Genomic DNA, 19,279 nt, shown 5'->3' with positions numbered 1-19,279 from the left:
CTGGCCAGCGCGCAGAACGTGCAGATCGCCGTGGACTTCCTGGGGCAGGGCGGCACCTGGACGCAGGCGCTCGACTTCCTGGTGCACCTGCCGCAGGTCAAGAACGCCATCACCACCCAGACCGCTTCGGGCGCGCAGTTGAACCTGGTCCAGGCCAGCACCATTGCCGAAAGCGGCTGGAGCGGCGACAGCGGCAACGACACGCTGCTGGGCGGCGCGGGCAACGACGTGCTGGTGGGCGGTGGCGGCAGCGATGTGCTGGACGGGGGCGAGGGCACGGACATGGCGGTGTATGTGGGGCTGCTGCAGAACTACAGCTTCAGGCTGCAGAGCGGCGCCAACGGCCAACAGGAGGTGCTGGTGCGCCACATCCCGAGCGGCGATGTCGATACGCTGCGCAGCGTGGAGTTGCTGCAGGTCGGTGGCCAGGTGGTGCGCGTGCCCCTGGAGGGCCTGGCACCCAACCAGAGCTACGCGCTGGGCGACCACGCACAAGCCGTCACCAGCCAGGAGATCTTGCTGATCGGATTGCCCTCGCTGGGCGCATGAGGTGGCATGCACCGGGGGCGCGGCAGCAGCCACCCGCGCCAGCCCTCCCCGGCCCACGTAGGACATCCTCTCTAGTTGGGCCCGAAACCGCCGGATTGGGCGTTTGCGTGGGTAGGATGGGGCATCGTTCATTCGGTTACACCCCTCACCACCATGCCTGCGATCGGTCTCCCCTGGCCACCCAACCTCCAAATCGACGGATCGACCTACCTGGTCCGGCCGCTGACGCTGGCTGCGCCCTCGAATGTGCCGGAGCGGGTTTTCATCTTCGCGGAGGACGGCTCACCCGTGCTGACCGTGCGCCGTGACTGGGCCAGCTACCCCGAAGCGCTCTACACCGCTGAGCAAAAGCTCAGGGAGCATCTGGCGCCAACGCCGATCAATGTGTTTGGCTGATGGGTGCGGCCTTGGCGCAGACAGCGCAGAGGCCTTTGGGCACCGACCCCAATTCCCTGCAGCGCTTTTCAGCGCTGCAATCCCGCGATGGAGAGCGGCCAACAAAATTCAGCGAAGCAGCTCTGGCCAAGCGCAGCGCCGCAGGCAGTACGAGCAGTGCGACAACACGCAGCAACGACGCCAGAAGAGTTTTGTCAGCTGAGGGGAGTTGAGATAAAGAAAGAGGAAGAGGCGCGATAAATGGGATTTTCGGGGACGCGGCCGGGATGTTCTGGCACAAGGCTATGCAAATCTCTGTCACTCTGCGAAAGGCGGAGCGAAAGAGGAAAGAGGCGCCGAAATGGCGCCTTTTCCATTTTTGCCGGTGTCGTCCCGCTACCTCAGTCCAGCCGAGTGAAGCTCGCGCCGATGACCGGTGCCATATCGGCCGACTTCTTCTCCGTCAGCCGCACCTTGCACGCCTCGAACGCCGATCTCGTCTGGATGTCAAACACGCCAGGCGGTGCGGCCAATCTTTCATCAAGCCGCGTGAGAAGGCCATCGTAGTACCCGGCATTTTCCCTGTAGGGAAGGGCGAGCGTCTTCTCAATCGCGTTAAAAAACTCTGTTTCGTCCATAGTTGCTCCTGTTGTGGAGCCCTGATCTGAACGTCACGACGAGGTCGGGTCAAGTGGAAAGGTTATCCAGCCACACGCTCAAGATGTCGAGGACTGCCGCCTCGTCCTCGGCACCCAAAGTGCCCGCATCCGGGTCCCCCATCAACAGCCCTCGGCGCGGCATGTGTTTCGTGCCCCACTCGTGATACGTCGCATACGGCTGGCCGAAGCCAATCCGCACGCTTGAGGCGTCCGCCTGGTGGTTCAAACTGCCCAGCATGTCCCCATAGCGGTCCAGCAACCGCCTGTTGCCGTCCTCTGGATAGTCGGCCAGCGTCGTGGGCGCCCAGGGCGCCCATGGCCGGCCATTCGGGTCGGTGCGGCTCTCAAACCGGCCGCTGATCCGGCTCTCCAGCTCCATCCCGATGCTCTGCATCACTGGCGTGAGGTCGCCGAGGCGCCGATAGATCTCGTTCAGGCTGCGGCCGAGGTCCTGATCGCCCGATTGAACAATGGTCAGCATGCCGCTACTCCTTGCGCAGGCCGCCGCGCCGGGCTGCATCGGCGAGGCCAGGGTCTGCCGCGCGCAACTTGCCGTCCACCAGCTGCTGCTGAGCCTGCTGGCGCGCCTGGCCCGGGTTATAGGCAAAGCCAGGGTCTACCCCCTCGGGCACCTGGCTCACCTCGCCCGTGCGGGGGTTGACGTAGTCCACCAGCTCCACCTTGGGCGCCTGCTTGTTGAAGGGCTTGCGCACCAACGGCGCGTTTTCGTCCTCCTCCGCGCCCGGCCGGCTGGTGGAGTAGCCCTTGTCATAGTCACGCTGGCTCATGCTCATGACGCGGCAGCGGCAGCGCCAGCCGTTGGGCGGCCAGTGCTGCCGCCAGAACGAGTGGTCCACCGGCAACACCAGGTTGTCCCACTCCCGATGGCTGGCCCGCACACGCTCATCCTGCCGCGTGATGTAGCGCACGTAGGGGTGGGTGCGCTTCGAGCGCTCCACGCGCTCCCAGAGGCCCGTCGCGTAGGCCTGGCGCGTGTTGGTGTCGAAGATCAGCCGCAGGCGGGCCGGATCGAAAGTGGTTTTTACCTTTTCGCCGGTGGCCAGGTCTATCAGGGTGCGCGTGCCCCACCAGCCGGCGTCCGTCAGCAGCTGCTCGGCATCCTTCATCCAGTCGGTGCGGCTCATATCGCCCTCGACCGATTTCAGAATGGCGTCGCGCAGCGACTGCAGCAGATCGAGGCGCGTCAGGCGGCTGATCGTGAACTGGTAGCCGTGCTCGTCCTGAAAAATGTCCTGCCAGGCAAAGCTGCGCGTGAGCTGGCCGCGCTCTTTCAGCCAGGCTACGGCTTCTGCAGGAGCGAGCTTGTGCAGCTCGGCGAAATCGGTAGCGGCTGACATCGCTTACTCGTTCTCGATCCCGGCCTGGGCGGCCAGGCGCGCAGTGAAGGCGGAGCGGGTGAGTGATGCGGCGAGCAGGTCCACATCCATCTCGGCCAGCAGCTCTGGCAGTCGAGCGAGCAGCTCGGCCGCCGTTTGCCCCTGCGCGGCGGCATCGGCCAGCAGCTTGCGAATAGGGTCCACCACGGGCTCCATCGCAGGTTGCCACTGCGCCCGCTCGGCATCGATCAGCGCATCGAGCGCATCCGGCTGCGCCGGGGCCGCGCCAGGCTCCGCGAAGCTGGCCGGCTTGAGGGCTAGCACATTGGCGCCTTGGCGCTCGACAGGAACATCCGGGCTCGGGGCCGGTGCAGGCGTAGCGCGCTTGCGCCAGCCCTCGCCGTACTTGGCCTTCACGCTCGATTCGTCCAGCTCGAAGCCCATTTCGGAGATCACCTTGTCGGCCTCGGCCAGCGCCTTGGTGTCCTCCTCGTCCTTGATCTGGCGGTATACGCGGCAGGGCTCGAAGCCGTTGTACTCGCAGATCCAGGCGATCAAGCTCTCATTGAGCGTTTCGGACAAGAGGTCGCTGTCGGCCTGGGTGAGGTCCTGGCGCACGTCCTCGCGCTCTTTGCTCGCGGCGGCCACAGCGCCGCCGCCAGATGCACGCGGCTCCTGCCCCGTCAAAACGGCGCCGATCCAGTCGTCCATGTACTCGCAGAGCGCTTGCTGCGTGGTCACGTTGCCCGAGAGCTTGCTCTCCAGCATGCCGATTTCCATCCCTTCCGGCGTCATGATGTAGCCGTCATTGCTCATGGCCCTGAGGGCGTCCGCCAAGGTGGCTTTTTCCTTCGGCGTGGCATTGCGAGGGTACTTCCCATGCGGCGTGGGAGACCCGAAGCGGTCATTGAGCTTGTTCCAGGCCACGATGCCTTTGCGCTTAAAGAACACCGGCCAGTAGAGCTGCAGCCCGAGGCCCGTTCCATATGGGTTGTCGTCCTCAGGATTCACACGATGCACGATGAACTTGCGCTCCGGTACCGGCACGCCGCGCAACAGGTTTTCACGGGTCAGCAGGTGCAGCCATGGGGGCGAATGCTCGTCGTCCTGGACATACACAAACCGTCGTTGCGCCCGTTTCACGACACGCTTGGGCACCCAGTAGCCATCTCGCTCGGTCCACACGATCTCCGAGACCGCGTATCCAGCGATGAGCGCCTCCAGAAGCTCCGACGACAACTTGTCGAAGCTGATCGCCTTCAGGATCTCGGTGACCTTTTCGGCGTCAGCCTTTCCCTTCGGATGATCGAGCTTGATCGGCTCCACCTGCCAGGGCTTGCCGATGAGTGCGAGCTGGCGCTTCTGCAGGCCTGAGAAAACCTTGCCGTCCCGCTTCAGGTCTCGGTACAGCTCGTGCCCGCCGTTGCCCTTCTCCAGCAGCAGGGGGTCGTTGGTGCGCAACACCCCCATGTAGTTCTGCTCGAACGGGTCGCGCAGCCGGTTGGCGAACTCCGAATCTTGCTCGGGGCGGCCTGCATTGGTCGATGCAGCGCGGCTGCGCTTGGATTTGGTGATCGGGTCAGCCATGAATGAAATCTCCCATCGGCTGGCTGCTCTCGCGAGGCCCGCCGCTCATGAATTCGATTGGTGCCGAGGGGCTGGACGCTGCCTGCTGAGCCAGGGCCAGGGCCCAGAAGCGGTCCGCGTGGCCATCAGGCGTGCTCTCAGCCACAAAGCGGATATTTCCGGCCGAGGTGGTGACCTTCTGCACCTTGCGCAGGTCGGCCCGGATCTTGGGGTCCTCTGGAATCCGGTGCTGGCGGTCTTCCATCGCTCCCTTGAGCGCATAGGCCATCGCCTCTTTAACCTGGGCCGTGAACGTCACCGCTTCAACGCGATGCTCACCGAACTTGTCCTGGGCGTCGTCTGCCCAGCCAATGCCGAGGCCTGTGGCGTCGATGCAGGTGCGATCGCAGATCTCCAGCCAGGGCCAGAGGCGCTTTTCCTGCTCGCTCTTGCGCATCTTCTCCATCACGTCGATGTGCCTGGTATAGAACACGTCGCCGAGATGCTCAACCACCCACAGGACGGTCAAGTCCTTCTTGCGACCGATGTCCACGCCCGCATAAAGGCGGCCCTGGAACGGCCCTTCCAGGCCGCGCTGCCACACGGTCCCGCCTGAGTACTCGCACGCAGTGATCAGCCCATATTCCAGGAACTTGGCATCGTCGTCCGCCGGGATGCACATGTACTCCTGGTCGAAAGACTCCTCATCGGCGGCGCCGGCCTTCACGAAGTCGAAGTACTCCGCTTCATCCATGGCCTGCTGCTCTGCATCGGCCGGCAGCGCCTGCTGCAGCTTGAAAAGGAATCCCTGGTCCAGCGCGTCCTGAAGGGTGACTCGGTGCAAGCTGATCTTCTTGGGGTTGCCCCCGTGCCGGATCTCGCGCACCAGGCCGTTGAAGAAGCTGTGCGATCCGCGGTGCGTGCTGATGACTTCCATGTTGCCGCCCCAGGTGATACCTGGATAGGCAATGGCCCACATCTTTCGCTGGTCGCGGTGCAGCGCGAACTCGTCCAGCACCCGGCTACCCCGCTTGCCGGCCTGGGCGTCGGGGTTGCTGCTCATGCTGTGGATGCGTCGCCCGCTCGCGAACTGCAGGGCGTAGGCGCTGAGCTTTTTCTCTTGGTCGAGCACGACCTCGCCCAGGTCCTTCGCCGCCATGCCCATGACGCCGGCCCACAGCTTGCAGTCCTCAATGAACAGGCGCGCCTGGATGTCGTCTCGGCTGCTCACCCATTCGTCGAAACGTGCACCCTGCGCTGCAGCGCGCTCGGCGGCAGCGTATGCCGTGGACCAGCTGGCGCCGACCTGGCGCGTTTTCTCCATGAGCTTCAGGCGCGACTGATCCCTGATCCAGTTGGACTGGAACGGCAAAAAGATCGCTTCGCGATCTTTTGGAATGCACTTGGCCCGGCCCTTGAGCTTCTCCATCACTCGATCCCCAGGGCCTTGCGGATTTCGAGCTTGGTCTGAGCCGTCACACCGCCCTTGTTCGGCATGGCATCAAGCGCGGCGCGCTGCTCTTCGAGCACCTTCTTGCGCTCGGCCTCACGCACCTCGCGCATCTTGAGCTCGATGTCGATGTTGCCTTTCTTGGCGCCGTTCAGGTCCTTGAGCGCGCGGGCCATCACGCGCACCTCCTCGGGGGACTTGATCTCCTCGGCCTCGGCCATGTCTTCCAGCGTGCGATGCGCGACAGCTTCGAGCATCTGGGGCAGGAGGCGTGAGACATCGCTGCTTGGCTCCGAGCCAAACTTTTCGATCCAGATCTTTGCCACGTCTTGAGCCTTGGTGTACTGCTCCAGGCTCTGCCTGGCCGACTTGACGTAGCGCCCCATCGCCGATCGCGACACATCCACGCCCAAGGGCTCCAGCGCAGCCAGGATGTCGTCAATGGTGCGGCCCAGACGAATCAGGCGGTTGACCTCGCCAACGATGGCCTCATCGAGCACCGCCACGGTGGACTTGCGCCCCATGGCTCAGCCCGCCCTTGGACGCTTGACGCCTGGCACTTCAGTGCGGCCGCGCGCCACATCCTCGCCACGCGTCTGCAGCTTGGCGATGCGCACGCCCGCGACTTCCTCCACCGTCAGCAGATCCTGCTCCTGCAGCCAGACCAGGTCGGTATGGATGCGGTCGGTGGACACCACGTGGCCCAGGCGCTCGACCATGGAGTGCAGCAAATACTCGTTCGCCGTGTATGCCGAGCTCTCCAGCAGAACGCGCAAGATCACCAGGCGGCGGTCTTCCGCCAGGTGGGCAGCAAAATCATTCTTTGTGGTCATGGCTTACTTCTTGAGCAGAAAATCCTCGATCCGATTGAGGGACATGCGCACGGTGGTCATGTCCCGCTGAATGGCCTCCCGTGTGGCCTGCATCGCCTGCATGTCGCCCTGCAGCTCCGACATCTGCTGGGGGGTGGGCATGTACTGCACACGCGTTTCCAGCTTGTCGGCACGGCTATTTAGCTCGGCCATCTGCCGGGTCATGGCTTCCTCCACGGCCTTGATGTGCACCGTGTTGTCCTTGTCCCGCGTAGCGATCCAGGTGTAGATGGCGGATGCGACGGGCAGCACTACCACGGCGATGATCTGCAGCCAGACCCCAATCAATTCAACGTTCATTGCTGACCACCATCCATCCAGTCCAAGAGGTCCACCAGGCGCCCTGCGCAGATGCCGTAGTGGTCGTACATTTCTTTGAGAGCAGCGGCCACGTGGTCCACCTCACCGCTCAACGGCGGCGCTTGCGGCGGCGCCGGGCACCTTGCCCTGAACTCCACTGGCACTGGCCTGGGCGGCGCGATCACGGGCGGCGGCGAGGTCGCGCATGACGCCAGCAGGAAACACACAGCCAGCGCGGCTGTCGGACGTTGAAGCAAGCGCATCCCGAAACTCCCTCGTGGTTTGATCGTCGTGTTGCGCACGAGCGGCCAGGGCCGTGCGCATGGCTCGGCTCGCGCTGCCCGATTGCTTGACCAGGTCCTCATGCGCGGACAGCAGCTGCGTGAGCTGCTGCACCGCCTGGCCGTCGCGCTTGGCCGACTCGGCAAGTACTCCGTTACCGTGGCCATAGATATAGCCGCCCACGCCCGTGGCAACGGCCAACAGAAAGCCGCCGACGGCTACCGTCGCGGCGGTCATAGTCCAGGCCCCCAACCCGCATAACGCGGCTGCAGGATGATGAGGATGCGGTGGGGGTAGCCCAAGTTCTCGCGGCAATGCAGGGCGGCGCGTCGAGCCTGCCCGCACGCGGCGTCAACTTGGACGCGAGTCGGCAATGCCAGGCCGCTGGCTGCGGCCTCCTTCTGCCAGTGGCCCAGCCCTCCGTTGTAAGACCGCAGAGCCACCCACATGCGGTCAGCGGGGGCATATCGGCTGGGCGTTCGGTCGTAGAGCCAGAGGTCATAGGTGACCAGCGCCCGAAGTGCCCAGCTCGGGCTGAATGGAGCGCGCTCAGCGAGAGCCATGTCCTGGCCCGAGATCCACTCCGTAGTGGCAGGCATGAACTGAGCCAAGCCCTGCGCACCCACGTGTGAGACCGCGCTCGGGCGCCAGGCGCTTTCCTGATGCACCTGGGCCGCGAAGACAGCCACCGGTGCATCCAGCCCCCACACCGCACGGGCATTGCGGATCAGAAGCGCACGATATTGCAGGGCCTCCTGCGGCACTTGGGCCTGGGCGCAGCTGGCGGCAAGGGCAAGCACCACCACCAGCAGCCAGACCAAGGCGGGGACACGTGAGCGCGACCGCATCACAGCCCCGTTGCTACGCCGAAGATCACTGCGCCCACGATGATGGCCCGCCGCAGCTGCGCCACGCAGAACGCGGGCATGTACTCTTCGCAGGCCACCGCATAGTCCACGTCGCCCTCTGGTTCCTCGGTGCCTTGGCGCCAGTCGCGCCACAGGTACCCATCAGGGCGTGCGTAGGGGAAGAGAACACGGTCGAGCCAGTAGCCCAACACAGCAGCCAGCGCGATCAGCGCGGCCTTGTAGAGCACCACCGGCAACTGCTGCGGCGATACCACTGCGATGACTGCGAGCAGCACCACCGCGAGCACGAGGAAAAGGCTGTTGCGCGGGGCACGCAGCCACAGGGGGATGTGAGGTTTGAGCGTCATGCACAGCAGGATGCCGCGCGCGCGCGATCAGCGATAAATGGTGCGCGTCACTGTTTGGTCAGCAGACGAACACGCCACAGTGGTCAGTTCACTTCACTACCCAGATTGTCGGCACGTTCCGCCACGTCCGTTTCGAGCGCTTTGTATGCATCAGTCCACCTCTTCACCGCCTGACCCATCCGCTCTTCGTCAGTCCCAATCAGGGCGAGCTGTAGCTCGGTCGTGGCGACATAAAACTCCTTCGCCGATGGGCGCAAGGCGGCTACGCCGAGCAGAGCTACGGCATAGACTTGCGCAGCGGCGCTGGCAGGCAGTGCTGCTGCAGGTACGTCAACAGCTGGTTTTTTCACTTGGCCCCGTACCGGTACCCGCTCCAGTGCGTCCTGCATCTGCGATCGAGCTATCAGTACATGCCCCCACAGTTCACGAAGCCGAGATTCCTGAAGTTCCTGCTTTCTCTTGGCTTCGCTGCGGCTCCATTGCAGTGCTTCTTGCTGTGCCATGCGGGCTGCTTGCTTGGCTGCTGCCCGCATGGATAGGAACTGGCTTGTAGCAGCGGCTGCGAGCGCACCGCCTGCGCTGATGAGCGCGACCCAAACAACCTGATCGGCCATGCCAATTCGGCTCTTCAGTCACCGGAGATCGGATGTGCTCACCGAGGTGACCACCCCGTCGACCATGTGCACGTATTGAACTGCAGCTGTACCGCGAGGATAGACCCACTGTTCTGTAGTTCCGTGCGCTGCTACATGGTCGTTCGTTCTGGAGGGGCTGCCCCAAGCCTTTAGGACCTGGTCGCGGCGCATGCCTATGTAGACTTTGTCAGTGCGGGCAGCGGGCTGTGCTATCGGCTTTGCGTCTGAAAGCAGGCGCTTGCGGTCCTGAGCATTTCGGTCCATTTGGTCGAGAACGTCTCCCTTAATCTGGGCATCCAGCGCGCGGGCCGCATCAGCCGGACTCACGACATTTCGAGGAGACGTTTGGCTCGTTGATCGATCTAAGACCACGCTGCTGTTTATCCCGGCGCATGCAGCCTCTTGGTAGGCGATCTTGCCATCCGGACCAATGCATTTGTTGACCGCCCAAGCCTGGATAGTGGCTAACGAGATGGCAGCGAAGATGACCGTTTTCTTCATACGCTTTTTCCTTTCGTTCGACGATGAATTGCTTCGACGTACCGCTTCAGGCGAAGCAGTTGTGGGGGCTGCAATTCGATGACCATCCTGGTCCCGAATTCTCGCTCCATGAATAGAAACACCGGCTCTGTTTTGCGGAGCCGACGGATCGAACTCAGCACCTCTCTTTGCTCGGGGTTGGCCAACGAAGCTGGCCGGGTGTTTGTGAACTGTCCGTGGATGTTGACGATGTTCATCGTCACGTTGCTCACAACGTCGCCGCCGACCTTGCCGACTTGCACCGCCCCAGCCCCCTCGTTATGTTGTTTTGGCAGCAGCTTGGCTACCCAATTCCAAAGCTGCCTCGGTATCTCTCCCAACTGCTATCTCCCTTTTTTAACGGTCACTTTCCCGCCCGCATAGCCTACCTGCACGCCCCCGTTTGAGTTCATGCTCATCTGGCTAATTTGGACACCCTCTCCCTGTACCGCCGCCTTGCGGCGGGCCGTCTTCGCAGGACCGGCGATGCCAGCAACGAGCAGTGTGGAGGTCTGCAGCAGGTGCGCCTTTCCCTCGTCGTTGCAGCGCCGATAGTTTTCCACGAGAAGCCGCTCTGCCATATCCATCGCTGGAACGGCTGCCGCGCGAGCCCCGGTCAGGATGTACAGCACGTCTGCCCCGGCTGTGGCAATAGCTCCCAGATAGCTCGAATCAGGCGCTCTCTCCCCCTGCTCGTAGTGGATCTGCGCGCGTTTAAGCACCCCCCCGATCAAGCCCATCTTTTCCTGGCTAAAACCCAGCCGCTCCCGCTCTTCTCGAAGTCTCTCTTCAAAGCTCATTTGGACACCACAAAGTTATTGACAGGTGTCCAAATGAACACCCATAATTCGCCTAAAGCAGTTGTGCAGAGATAGCACCTAAATAGTTAGGCGAAAGGGTAACAGACATGCATCCAGAAGAGATCAAGGCAGCCATGCGAATGGCAGGCATAACGCCAACGGCGTTGGCGGACGAACTGGGAGTGGCGAACTCCAGCGTTTCACAGGTCATCAGTGGCCGCGCGACGTCGGCCCGAATTGCGGCCCGCATCGCACAGATCGTCGGCAAGCCGATCACCGTGATCTGGCCGCCGAAGAACAAGCCCGTACTCCGGCGCGTGAAGCCTGCAACTGCGGGGGCCTCGGCGTGAGCACAGGTCAATACACCAACGTGGCGCAGCAGCGGCTCCTGCAGCTCATTGATCTGCTGGCCGGCCACGAGCTGCAGGGGCTGCTGCCCGGCGAGATTGCGCAAGCCCTGAATTGCTCGCCCTCTGCCGTGACCCGTGACATCGACAACCTGCGCTCTGCAGGCTGGGCGGAGCTCACGCCGAAGGGCGACCGCTGGCGCCTCAGCCCACACGTGGTCCAGATCTCCCTGCGCCATGCCGCCGCTCTGCAGGCTGGCCACCAGAACCTCCAAGACGTAGCGCAGCGATTCAGCCGCGCCTGATTTCCCCGCATCCACACAGGACCAGCATCAATGACAACGAAACCCGGCCGCAAGGCCATGAGCGCAGCCACACCTGTGGTGGTAGACGTGAATCACGAAGCGCTTGCCCAGGCGAGCCAAGCCGCCGACCAGTTTGCAGCGCTGCAGGCTGGCTATGGCCAAGAGCGGGACCTCCTCAACCAACTGCTCGGCCAAGCCCAAATGGCGGGCGCGTTCGAGGAATTTTCCCGCACGGTGCGGACTTCCAAGCTCGCCTTCGTCAAGGAAAACAAGCTATATCAACAACTTAGGGGTTCATCGACTCCGCACGGTGCGGAGAAAATGACGGGCACCTGGGAGGAGTTCTGCGGCCTGCTCAACCGCTCGGTAGACCAGGTGGACCGCGACATCGCCAATCTGAAGGCCTTCGGCGAGGAGGCCCTGGAGTCCATGTCGGCCATGGGCATCGGCTACCGGGAAATGCGCCAGTTCCGCAAACTGCCCGAGGATCAAAAGCTGGCTTTGATCGAGGCCGCGAAGACCGGCGACAAGGACGTGTTCATTGACCTGGCCGAGGACATCATTGCTCGCCACGCCAAGGAAAAGGAAGCGCTGACCGCCAAAGTCGAAGAGGCCACAGCCACGCTGGAAGCCAAAGACCGCGTTCTGGCGAGCCGGGATGACAAGATCAACAAGCTCGAAGAGCAAGCGGCCCGCAAGTTCAAGCCCCGCCCTGGCTCCGAAGCCCGCACGGCTGATGAGCAGGTCCTGCTAGAGGAGCTGGAGAACGCGACCAGCGCCACGCTCGTGGGCCTGCAGCGCACCTTCAAAGCTGCGGACGCTGCGCTGGCGGACGGGTCCACGGGTGATGCCATCCAGGCGCGCGCCCGCCAGGCCGTCGAGTTCCTGGCGCAGAAGCTCGCGGACATCTCCGAGGAATTTGGCATCGCCGTCGATCTGGAGAACCGCATCGCGCCTACCTGGCTGAGCGAAGAGGCCCTCGCCGCCATCGAGGCCCGCAACGCTGTCAAGCCTGATGGCGCCCCCATCGACAAGTGACGCAAGCCATGGACGCCATTCGTATGGAAGTCATCCACCAAGCGGCGCGGGAGCGCGCCGATGCACCCTGGGGCGAACGCACGGCGATCGTTGAGCGTGCCGCGTCCACCCTGGGCTTGTCCGTGCAGCGCACGCACACCCTTGTCACCAAGGCCAGCAAAGACCTGGGCCTGCAGCAGGCGCGCCAGCGCCGAAGCGACGCGGGCACTACTGCGGTCACCGAGGCTGACCTGCTCCAGATTAGCGGGGCGATGAGTAGCGCGCGCCGCGCGGGCAAGTGGGAGCTGAGCCTAGAGGCAACGATCGACATGCTGTTCGAGGCCGGCAAGCTCTCTGCCCGCCTGAGCCCAGGTCGCATTGCAATCGTGCTGCGCCAACGGGGCATGCACCCCGAGCAGCTGGCGGCACCGAGCCCCGCCGTGCGAATGCGCACCGAGCACCCCAACGCAGTCGGGCAGATGGACTTCTCGGTGTGCGTTCTCTACCGCACGCCCAAGGGCGAACTGCTGCTCATGGAGGAGGACGGGGTCCACTACAAAAACAAGCTGCACAACTACACCAGGGTGATGAACGACCTGCTCGTGCGTGCCGTGTACACAGATCACGCCTCGGGCGCGATCGCCACCCGCTACTTCATCGGCGGCGAGACTACCGAGAACGCCCTGAGCTTCCTCATGTGGGTGATGACCCAGCGCCTGGACCCGAACGGCAAGGCCGCCCCCTTCCACGGCGTGCCATTCACCCTCTACACGGACCAGGGCAGCGCGTTTAAAGCCGCAGCCTTTGGCAACTTCTGCCGCGCCATGGACATCAAGCTGCTGCACCACAAGCCGCGCAACAGTCGGGCAACAGGTCAGGTCGAGAACGGACAGAACCTGGTCGAGCGTGGCCTGGAAAGCCGCCTGCGCTTCCTGGATCCCGAGTCCATCACCATGGACCGCCTCAACGCGATGGCAGAGCTGTGGATGCATAAGTTCAACGGCACCCAACGCCACAGCCGCCACGGAATGGCCCGCTACGCAGCGTGGAGTCTCATCCAGCCACAACAGCTGCGCATCGCCCCACCGATGGACTTGATGCGCACGCTGCCAGCCACTATGGCAAAGACGCGCAAGGTGACCGATGACATGCGCGTGAGCTTCGCGCTCAAGGGCCAGCCCAGCAACGACTACGACGTGCGCTATGTACCCGGCGTCTCTCCCCGCCAGGAGGTTTATGTCACGGTCAACCCATTCGCGCTCCCAGCCGTGCGCGTGGGTGTCACAGACCGCGAAACCGGCGAGATCGTGTGGCACCAGGTCGAGCCTGTGCAAACCAACCGCTTCGGCTTCGACGTGCAGTCGCCAGAGCTGGGCAAGGAGCACCGCGCGATGCCGGCCACGCCTGCCGACGCGCACCGCAAGGCGATCGCGGCGCAGACCTATGCCACCGATGCAGGCCCTGCATCCGTCGAGCAGGCCGACCAGGCCAAGCGCGACAAGGCTACCCCCTACCTGGGGCAGTTCGACCCGCTGGCGGACCTCAAGGCCGCCAAGGTGCCATCGTTCCTGCCGCGCAAGGGTGTAGAGCATGTCGCTGCGGCGCCCAGCGTGGAGGCCGCGCGCCTCTCGGTTGCCGAGGCATGCAAGCGCATCAAGCTGGCCCTGGGTGCTGCATACGACCCCAGCACCTATGCCTGGCTGTCAGAACGCCACGGAAGCGCAGGCGTGCCGGAAGACGCGGTGCAGGCCCTGATCGCCGCGCGCCGCCAGCAACCCGACAACGTGCCCGGCACCGGCCTGCGCGCGGTGGGAGGTGGCGCATGAGCTTGTCCGCACTGTTCAAGGACCTGGGCATCCCTCAGTCCGATCTGCGCCGCGTCACTGGGCTGAGCCGCTCTGCCATCAGCCGCCTGGTCGCCCATGGCGAGTGGCCCGCGCGTGCCGCACAAAAAGCCCGGCGAGGCATCGAGACATACCTGGCCGAGCGCGGCCTGACCAAGAAGCAATTGGCGGCATGCCGTGTCGCGCTGACGGCAAGCCAAAAGAAGTTGGCCCCGGTGATGTCTGAAATCACCGAGGCCGCCCCTGAAGTCCCCGAAATCGACACCCCAGAGGAGGAAACCATGTTACTGCCAAAGCAATCCCTGACCGACGCTGCCCGCAAGAAGTTCGGCCTGTTCGTCAATCCCTTCGACGGCGAGGTCACCAGCGATGCCGAGATGTTCATCAACGGCGAGATCCGCTTCGTGCGCGAGGCGGCCTGGCAGGCCGCCATGGGCGGGCGCTTCGTGGCCATCATCGGCGAGTCTGGCGCGGGCAAGACCACGATGCTGCAGGACCTCAAGGAAAAGGTCCTGGCCGAGCGCAAGCCCATGGTGTTCATCGAGCCCAGCGTGGTGGGCATGGACGACAGCGACAAGCGCGGGAGCCGCGTGAAGAGCTCGGACATTCAGACCGCCATCGTCCTGACCCTGGACGCGAAGACCAGCGTGGCCCAGTCCAACGAGCAACGCACGCGCCAGGTCTTCCGCATGCTGGAGGAGTCCGCCACCTCGGGCCGCTCTCACCTGCTCATCATCGAGGAGGCCCACTCGCTGCCGGTCCCCACGCTGAACCACCTCAAGCGCCTGCACGAGCGCATGCGCCTGGGCCGCAAGCCCATGCTGGGCATCCTGTTGCTGGGCCATCCCGAGCTCGAAAAGAAGCTCAACCGCTACGACGTGCGCGAGGTCATGCAGCGCTGCGAGATCGCCCGTCTGTGCCCCTTGGAGGCCGACCTCTCCGCCTACCTGCAATTTCGCACCGCGGTCGTGGGCCGCAAGCTCGAAGAGTTCATCACGCCAGATGGCGTGGACGAGCTGCGCTCGCGTCTGACCATCAATGGCGAGGGGCGCGAGGCTACCAAGAGCCTGCTGTATCCCCTGAACGTCAACAACTGGCTCGTCGCCGCGCTCAATACCGCTGCTGGCCTGGGCGCTCCCCGCGTGGACCGTGACGTCATCCGCGCAGTCTGAGGAGAACGCAATGCACACCTACATGGTTCACATCACCCGTGCCGACGGCACGACCGCCCAGCGCACCGGCGTGTATGTTGATGGCCTGGCCGCCGCGCAGATCGCGCGCGCCACCTTTCCGGACGCGGTCCGCATCAAGGCCGAGACCTTCGCCAGCTGGGCTGCAGCGCAGCAGCCCAAGCAGGAGGCCCCCCAGCACGACACGGGCAGGCTTCCAAGCGGCGGCTTCTACTTCGCGCCTGGCGCGGTCGAGGAGCCGCTCAAGCCGTCCCCCCATTGGTGGGTGGCAAAAGATCGCTTCGGCCGAGCCGTGCAGCAGCTGTGCATGCTGCTGGTGGTGGTCGGCTTTATCGGCGGCCTGGCTGGATACGTGCAAGGCGGAGGCTGGGCTCTGTGAGCGCGAAAACCACCGAAGTCATCGCCTGCCCGGTCTGCGCCAGCGAAGTGACGCTGGAGCAGCTGGTGGGCCACCTGGAGGGCGATCGCACCTTCGCGCACCTGATCTCGCTGAGCGTGCCGCTGCCCCACTTGGTAATGCAGTACGTCAGCCTGTTTACGCCCGCCAAGCAGCGCCTGACCACGCGCAAGAAGCTGCGCCTGGTCGAGCAGCTGCTCCCCGACCTGCAACGCCAGGCAGTCACCCACAAGGGCCGTGACTGGCCCGCGCCATTGGTCAGCTGGGAGCAGGCCATCGAGCAGATGCTGGCCGCCCGCATCGCTGGCCGCCTGGAGCTGCCGATGTCCGGCCACGGGTACCTCTACTCCATCCTGGCTGGCCTGGGCGACAAGGCCGCAGCTGCGGCCGAACAGCAGCAGGAGCAGGACCGCCGCATCAGCCCGCGTCGCGACACAGTTCAGGTGCGCGGCCAGACGCTGCCGATCGGCGAAGCCCTGCAGGTCACTTTCGCCGGCAAAGACCCGGCCCTGGCCGCCATCGAGGCGAGCAAGCGCAACGCCGCCCCCATGCCCGCCGAAGTGCGGGACCGCATCGCAGCCCTCACGGGCAAGACACCGAAGAAGGATCCTCAATGACCCGCAAGTCCACCCTGAGCGCCGAAAGCCTGGCCGTCCTCAAGTTCATCCAGGAGCATGGCGCCAGCACGATCGACGTGCTCCTGGCCGCATTCGAGGGCGTGCAGCGCACCGCGCTGATGAAACGCCTGACCAATCTGGTCGACCTGGGCTGGCTCAACAAAACGCTTTCTAGCACCGGGCAAAAGAGCTGGAGTCTTCACGCGAGCGTGGTGGGCAAGGTTGACCAGGTAGAGGCCCGGGGCGCTGGCAGGAGGCCCGCGAAGCGCAAGGCCGCGCCCGTCACTCCACCACCTGGAACGGTAGCGGAGCCTCGCCAGTTCAGCTTCAAAGAGGGCGTGTACATCCAGCGTCCGTTTCAGGCCGTGCGCCCTGGCTCGCTGGACTTTCAGCGCGTCGCCAGCGTCGGCAACCGCTGCTAGCCCATGCCGAACCATCGCCCCCCGCGCCCCTCGCCGGCCGAGATCGCCGCCATGGACCAGCAGGCAAAGGACTTCGCCCTGGAGATCGCAGCGCTCTTCGACACGAAGGAGCTGCCGATCCCGGTGGTGCTCAAGTCCCTGCTCATCTGCTACCAGGCACTGGCAATCAACCAGCACGTGCGCGACATGGAGACCGCATCGTTCTTCCTGCGCCGCGCCTCTGAAGGCCTGCTGCTTCGCTCGGCACGGCTCGACCCCTACGGCACCGCGCCATACCCGCAGTCGGCCGCCACCACCCATTGAAAGGAGCCACACATGGAAACCCAAGACATCCCCGCAGGCTACTGGCGAGACGCCAACGGCAACCTGATCCCCGAGTCCAAGGTCAAGGACATCGACAAGCTGCGCCACCAGGTGGTAACCGACCTGTGCAAGGCCGCCGAGCAACACCAGGCCGGCCTGCGCAGCTACAAGCTGCACGCCATGCAGGAGGTGGGCGCCCTGGTGTCCACCAGCCTGGAACAGTACGGCGTGAAGACAGGCGGCGACAAGGGCAACGTCACGCTCACCAGCTTCGACGGCGAGTACAAGGTCGTGCGCTCCATGCAAGACAAGATCGTCTTCGGCGAGCAGCTCATGGCCGCCAAGGCGCTGATCGACCTGTGCGTGCACGAGTGGGCGCAGGGCGCGAGCGACAACATCAAAGCGCTGGTCAACCATGCGTTCCAGACCGACCGTGAGGGCAAGATCAACACGGGCCGCGTGCTGGGCCTGCGCCGCCTGGACATCAAAGACCCTAAGTGGCTTTCGGCCATGCAGGCGATCGCCGATAGCATGCAGACGGCCAGCACCAAGCCGTATGTGCGCTTCTACAAGCGCAACGCCACCACCGGCGAGTACGTCGCCATCAGCCTGGACATGGCGGCGGTATGAGCACGATCGCCTACTACATCGTGTCCGCCGTCGCGTTCGGGGATGTCGGGGTCACCCTCCAGGTTGACCATGATGTGCTGACTCCCGAACTGGCGACCAAGATCAACCAGTCGCGCGAGGGAGCCGAAGAGCGCTTGCTCGAACAGGACGGCGACGTCGTCAAGGCAGTGATCCGGCAATTTGGCGAAGGGGCCATCAACTACTTCATTTCGGTTGGAGGCGCACAGTTCAGCGGCGGGGCCGCCCACGCGCACAAGACATGGCCGGTGATCGGGCACCTGGGCTACGGCTGGCCTCCGCTACACGAGCTGGGCATCCTGGTTGATGTGGCTGACGTCGTTCCTGTGGTCTTCTACGCCGACGTGACGCTGGTGAAGAAAGGCGGTGCGGCATGACCCGCGACGAAGCGATCAAGAAGGTCAAGAAATGCCTGGCACTCAGCCGTAGCGCGGGTGAGCACGAGGCCGCAGCAGCACTGCGCCAAGCGCAAAAGCTCATGGAGCAGTTCCAACTCGGGAAACGGGACGTTGACCTGGCAGACGTGAGCGAGGTGCGGGCCAAGGCCTGTAGCCCTGCGCCCAACCTTTGGGAGCTGCGCCTGGCATCGATGATCGCGGACGCCTTCGGCTGCGAGCACTTCACGAGCCTCACTGGCACGTTCAACAGCGGCGGCAGCTACATCCGCACACGGTACTACGTGTTCGTTGGACTGGGGGCCACGCCCACGGTGGCTGGTTACGCCTACGAGGCGCTGTCGCGCCAGTGTGCCAAGGCCCGACTGGCACACATCGGAAAGCAGCCACGCAACTGCAAGGCCATCACCAAGACAGCGCGCGGCGATGCATTCGCCGAGGGCTGGGTGGTGGCGGTGCAGGCGCTGGTGGACCGCGTAGCCCAGCCCGCCTCGGACAAGGCGTTGCTGCTCACCTACATGGAGAGCAAGCACCCCGACCTCTCGACCGTAAAACCCCGCGACGTCGCGGGAACGCGCAAGACAGACGCCGGCCATTTCGCTGCAGGGCACCGGGCAGGAAAGAACGCTCAGCTCAACCGTGCCGTTGGCGGCGTCGCGCCTCAGGGGCTGCTGACATGAGCCGGCTTGTGCACCTCCAGATCAACCAGGCCGGGGCGTGGCGCACGGCGCTGACCTTCGACCTGGACGCCACCGACACCGAGGCGCTGCAGGTGGCAGCGCAGAACCTGGTGGTGATCGCCGACCCCAAAGGCAACACCAAGCTACGCCTGGCAACGGCAGACGGCAGCCAGCGCGCTCTGATCCGCTGGGACGCCGTCAAAGGTTGGCAAGACGCCTGATTTCGCAGATGGGCAAGCGGTGTGTGCCCAGGTGTCTCCACGCGCCATAACTACCGCAGCCATCGGCGACGCCGTACCGGAGCCCTGCCCAGGGTGGCCGACGCGGACTCCCTCCCACTCCCCGGGAAGTCGTTGAGATGGCCGGTTCCAGGTGTCCGCAACACCTGGGCTTATCCAAGCGGAGGTCGACATGTCAGCCCAGCAGGCGATTGCAATCCTCCCGACCGGCGTGAAACACGCCCCAAGGCCCGGAAACCCGTCCCAAATCGTCCCAAAAAGTAAACGCAGGGGATTGGCGCCCTATGAGGCTCCAGGCCCTTTAAAACGCCCTGT

At 64.2% G+C, this 19,279-nt stretch carries 29 protein-coding genes and 1 pseudogene; 15 read left to right on the top strand and 15 right to left on the bottom strand.

What is annotated here, in order from left to right:
• Nucleotides 1-549: pseudogene (locus tag AC07X5_RS25720) on the top strand (hypothetical protein); the annotation flags it as partial.
• Between the two features lie 153 nt (nucleotides 550-702).
• Nucleotides 703-945 carry a hypothetical protein gene (locus AC07X5_RS25715; RefSeq protein ID WP_409961758.1) on the top strand — a complete coding sequence of 81 codons (243 nt, stop codon included), beginning with the start codon at nucleotides 703-705 and terminating at the stop codon, nucleotides 943-945.
• A 380-nt stretch (nucleotides 946-1,325) separates the two neighbouring features.
• On the opposite strand, the gene AC07X5_RS25710 is transcribed toward AC07X5_RS25715, so the two are convergent.
• From AC07X5_RS25710 to AC07X5_RS25640, 15 genes are all read right to left on the bottom strand, one after another.
• The gene (locus tag AC07X5_RS25710) at nucleotides 1,326-1,562 is read right to left on the bottom strand and encodes a hypothetical protein (protein ID WP_494772436.1); all 237 of its coding nucleotides are present in this window, start codon (nucleotides 1,560-1,562) and stop codon (nucleotides 1,326-1,328) included.
• Nucleotides 1,563-1,611: 49 nt separating this feature from the next.
• Nucleotides 1,612-2,064, bottom strand: a complete 453-nt coding sequence (locus AC07X5_RS25705) for a phage virion morphogenesis protein (RefSeq protein WP_494772435.1) — start codon at nucleotides 2,062-2,064, stop codon at nucleotides 1,612-1,614.
• Between the two features lie 4 nt (nucleotides 2,065-2,068).
• Nucleotides 2,069-2,941, bottom strand: a complete 873-nt coding sequence (locus AC07X5_RS25700; RefSeq protein ID WP_494772434.1) for a phage head morphogenesis protein — start codon at nucleotides 2,939-2,941, stop codon at nucleotides 2,069-2,071.
• A gap of 3 nt (nucleotides 2,942-2,944) precedes the next feature.
• The gene (locus tag AC07X5_RS25695; protein WP_494772433.1) at nucleotides 2,945-4,507 is read right to left on the bottom strand and encodes a DUF935 domain-containing protein; all 1,563 of its coding nucleotides are present in this window, start codon (nucleotides 4,505-4,507) and stop codon (nucleotides 2,945-2,947) included.
• Nucleotides 4,500-5,915, bottom strand: a complete 1,416-nt coding sequence (locus AC07X5_RS25690) for a phage terminase large subunit family protein (RefSeq protein ID WP_494772432.1) — start codon at nucleotides 5,913-5,915, stop codon at nucleotides 4,500-4,502. The genes AC07X5_RS25695 and AC07X5_RS25690 overlap by 8 nt, the downstream gene beginning before the upstream one ends.
• Entirely contained in the window at nucleotides 5,915-6,460 is a 546-nt protein-coding gene (locus AC07X5_RS25685) for a phage protein Gp27 family protein (protein WP_494772431.1), read from the bottom strand. The genes AC07X5_RS25690 and AC07X5_RS25685 overlap by 1 nt, the downstream gene beginning before the upstream one ends.
• 3 nt (nucleotides 6,461-6,463) lie before the next feature.
• A complete protein-coding gene (locus AC07X5_RS25680; protein ID WP_494772430.1) occupies nucleotides 6,464-6,769 on the bottom strand; it encodes a VpaChn25_0724 family phage protein in 306 nt (101 codons plus the stop codon).
• 3 nt (nucleotides 6,770-6,772) lie between these two features.
• Nucleotides 6,773-7,108: a DUF2730 family protein gene (locus AC07X5_RS25675; protein WP_494772429.1), complete on the bottom strand. Its 336-nt coding sequence runs from the start codon at nucleotides 7,106-7,108 to the stop codon at nucleotides 6,773-6,775.
• Between the two features lie 102 nt (nucleotides 7,109-7,210).
• Nucleotides 7,211-7,627, bottom strand: a complete 417-nt coding sequence (locus AC07X5_RS25670; RefSeq protein ID WP_494772428.1) for a hypothetical protein — start codon at nucleotides 7,625-7,627, stop codon at nucleotides 7,211-7,213.
• A complete protein-coding gene (locus AC07X5_RS25665; protein ID WP_494772427.1) occupies nucleotides 7,624-8,238 on the bottom strand; it encodes a transglycosylase SLT domain-containing protein in 615 nt (204 codons plus the stop codon). Before AC07X5_RS25665 ends, AC07X5_RS25670 begins: the two co-directional genes overlap by 4 nt.
• Complete coding sequence (locus AC07X5_RS25660) at nucleotides 8,238-8,606, bottom strand: putative holin (protein ID WP_494772426.1); 369 nt, start codon at nucleotides 8,604-8,606, stop codon at nucleotides 8,238-8,240. Before AC07X5_RS25660 ends, AC07X5_RS25665 begins: the two co-directional genes overlap by 1 nt.
• Before the next feature lie 83 nt (nucleotides 8,607-8,689).
• Nucleotides 8,690-9,220, bottom strand: coding sequence for a hypothetical protein (locus AC07X5_RS25655; RefSeq protein ID WP_494772425.1), 531 nt, complete (start codon nucleotides 9,218-9,220; stop codon nucleotides 8,690-8,692).
• 18 nt (nucleotides 9,221-9,238) lie between these two features.
• Entirely contained in the window at nucleotides 9,239-9,742 is a 504-nt protein-coding gene (locus AC07X5_RS25650; protein WP_494772424.1) for a hypothetical protein, read from the bottom strand.
• The gene (locus AC07X5_RS25645) at nucleotides 9,739-9,978 is read right to left on the bottom strand and encodes a hypothetical protein (RefSeq protein WP_494772423.1); all 240 of its coding nucleotides are present in this window, start codon (nucleotides 9,976-9,978) and stop codon (nucleotides 9,739-9,741) included. The genes AC07X5_RS25650 and AC07X5_RS25645 overlap by 4 nt, the downstream gene beginning before the upstream one ends.
• A 126-nt stretch (nucleotides 9,979-10,104) precedes the next feature.
• Complete coding sequence (locus AC07X5_RS25640; RefSeq protein WP_494772422.1) at nucleotides 10,105-10,560, bottom strand: helix-turn-helix domain-containing protein; 456 nt, start codon at nucleotides 10,558-10,560, stop codon at nucleotides 10,105-10,107.
• 107 nt (nucleotides 10,561-10,667) lie between these two features.
• Here AC07X5_RS25640 and AC07X5_RS25635 point away from each other — a divergent pair, with 107 nt between their 5' ends.
• From AC07X5_RS25635 to AC07X5_RS25575, 13 genes are read left to right on the top strand one after another with little or no spacing between them, the layout of a single operon-like run.
• Nucleotides 10,668-10,910 carry a helix-turn-helix domain-containing protein gene (locus tag AC07X5_RS25635; protein WP_494772421.1) on the top strand — a complete coding sequence of 81 codons (243 nt, stop codon included), beginning with the start codon at nucleotides 10,668-10,670 and terminating at the stop codon, nucleotides 10,908-10,910.
• Nucleotides 10,907-11,212 carry an HTH domain-containing protein gene (locus AC07X5_RS25630; RefSeq protein ID WP_494772420.1) on the top strand — a complete coding sequence of 102 codons (306 nt, stop codon included), beginning with the start codon at nucleotides 10,907-10,909 and terminating at the stop codon, nucleotides 11,210-11,212. Before AC07X5_RS25635 ends, AC07X5_RS25630 begins: the two co-directional genes overlap by 4 nt.
• A 30-nt stretch (nucleotides 11,213-11,242) precedes the next feature.
• Nucleotides 11,243-12,250 (top strand): hypothetical protein, encoded by a 1,008-nt coding sequence (locus AC07X5_RS25625; protein WP_494772419.1) that lies wholly within the window; start codon nucleotides 11,243-11,245, stop codon nucleotides 12,248-12,250.
• Nucleotides 12,251-12,258: 8 nt separating this feature from the next.
• Entirely contained in the window at nucleotides 12,259-14,055 is a 1,797-nt protein-coding gene (locus AC07X5_RS25620; RefSeq protein ID WP_494772418.1) for an integrase catalytic domain-containing protein, read from the top strand.
• Nucleotides 14,052-15,245 carry an ExeA family protein gene (locus AC07X5_RS25615; protein WP_494772417.1) on the top strand — a complete coding sequence of 398 codons (1,194 nt, stop codon included), beginning with the start codon at nucleotides 14,052-14,054 and terminating at the stop codon, nucleotides 15,243-15,245. Before AC07X5_RS25620 ends, AC07X5_RS25615 begins: the two co-directional genes overlap by 4 nt.
• 10 nt (nucleotides 15,246-15,255) lie before the next feature.
• Nucleotides 15,256-15,642 carry a hypothetical protein gene (locus tag AC07X5_RS25610; protein ID WP_494772416.1) on the top strand — a complete coding sequence of 129 codons (387 nt, stop codon included), beginning with the start codon at nucleotides 15,256-15,258 and terminating at the stop codon, nucleotides 15,640-15,642.
• Nucleotides 15,639-16,277 (top strand): HI_1489 N-terminal domain-containing protein, encoded by a 639-nt coding sequence (locus AC07X5_RS25605; protein WP_494772415.1) that lies wholly within the window; start codon nucleotides 15,639-15,641, stop codon nucleotides 16,275-16,277. Before AC07X5_RS25610 ends, AC07X5_RS25605 begins: the two co-directional genes overlap by 4 nt.
• The gene (locus AC07X5_RS25600) at nucleotides 16,274-16,699 is read left to right on the top strand and encodes a hypothetical protein (protein WP_494772414.1); all 426 of its coding nucleotides are present in this window, start codon (nucleotides 16,274-16,276) and stop codon (nucleotides 16,697-16,699) included. The genes AC07X5_RS25605 and AC07X5_RS25600 overlap by 4 nt, the downstream gene beginning before the upstream one ends.
• Before the next feature lie 3 nt (nucleotides 16,700-16,702).
• The gene (locus AC07X5_RS25595) at nucleotides 16,703-17,002 is read left to right on the top strand and encodes a hypothetical protein (RefSeq protein ID WP_494772413.1); all 300 of its coding nucleotides are present in this window, start codon (nucleotides 16,703-16,705) and stop codon (nucleotides 17,000-17,002) included.
• 12 nt (nucleotides 17,003-17,014) lie between these two features.
• Complete coding sequence (locus tag AC07X5_RS25590) at nucleotides 17,015-17,632, top strand: DUF3164 family protein (protein ID WP_494772412.1); 618 nt, start codon at nucleotides 17,015-17,017, stop codon at nucleotides 17,630-17,632.
• A complete protein-coding gene (locus AC07X5_RS25585; RefSeq protein ID WP_494772411.1) occupies nucleotides 17,629-18,027 on the top strand; it encodes a DUF2528 family protein in 399 nt (132 codons plus the stop codon). Before AC07X5_RS25590 ends, AC07X5_RS25585 begins: the two co-directional genes overlap by 4 nt.
• Nucleotides 18,024-18,725 (top strand): DUF2786 domain-containing protein, encoded by a 702-nt coding sequence (locus AC07X5_RS25580; protein WP_494772410.1) that lies wholly within the window; start codon nucleotides 18,024-18,026, stop codon nucleotides 18,723-18,725. The genes AC07X5_RS25585 and AC07X5_RS25580 overlap by 4 nt, the downstream gene beginning before the upstream one ends.
• Nucleotides 18,722-18,946: a hypothetical protein gene (locus AC07X5_RS25575; protein ID WP_494772409.1), complete on the top strand. Its 225-nt coding sequence runs from the start codon at nucleotides 18,722-18,724 to the stop codon at nucleotides 18,944-18,946. Before AC07X5_RS25580 ends, AC07X5_RS25575 begins: the two co-directional genes overlap by 4 nt.
• The last annotated feature ends 333 nt before the right edge of the window (nucleotides 18,947-19,279 follow it).

This window comes from Acidovorax sp. GW458-11-26-14-TSB4 (genome assembly GCF_059423865.1).
Note: the sequence above shows the minus strand (reverse complement) of the source record. Positions and strands in the feature narration are given on the sequence as shown.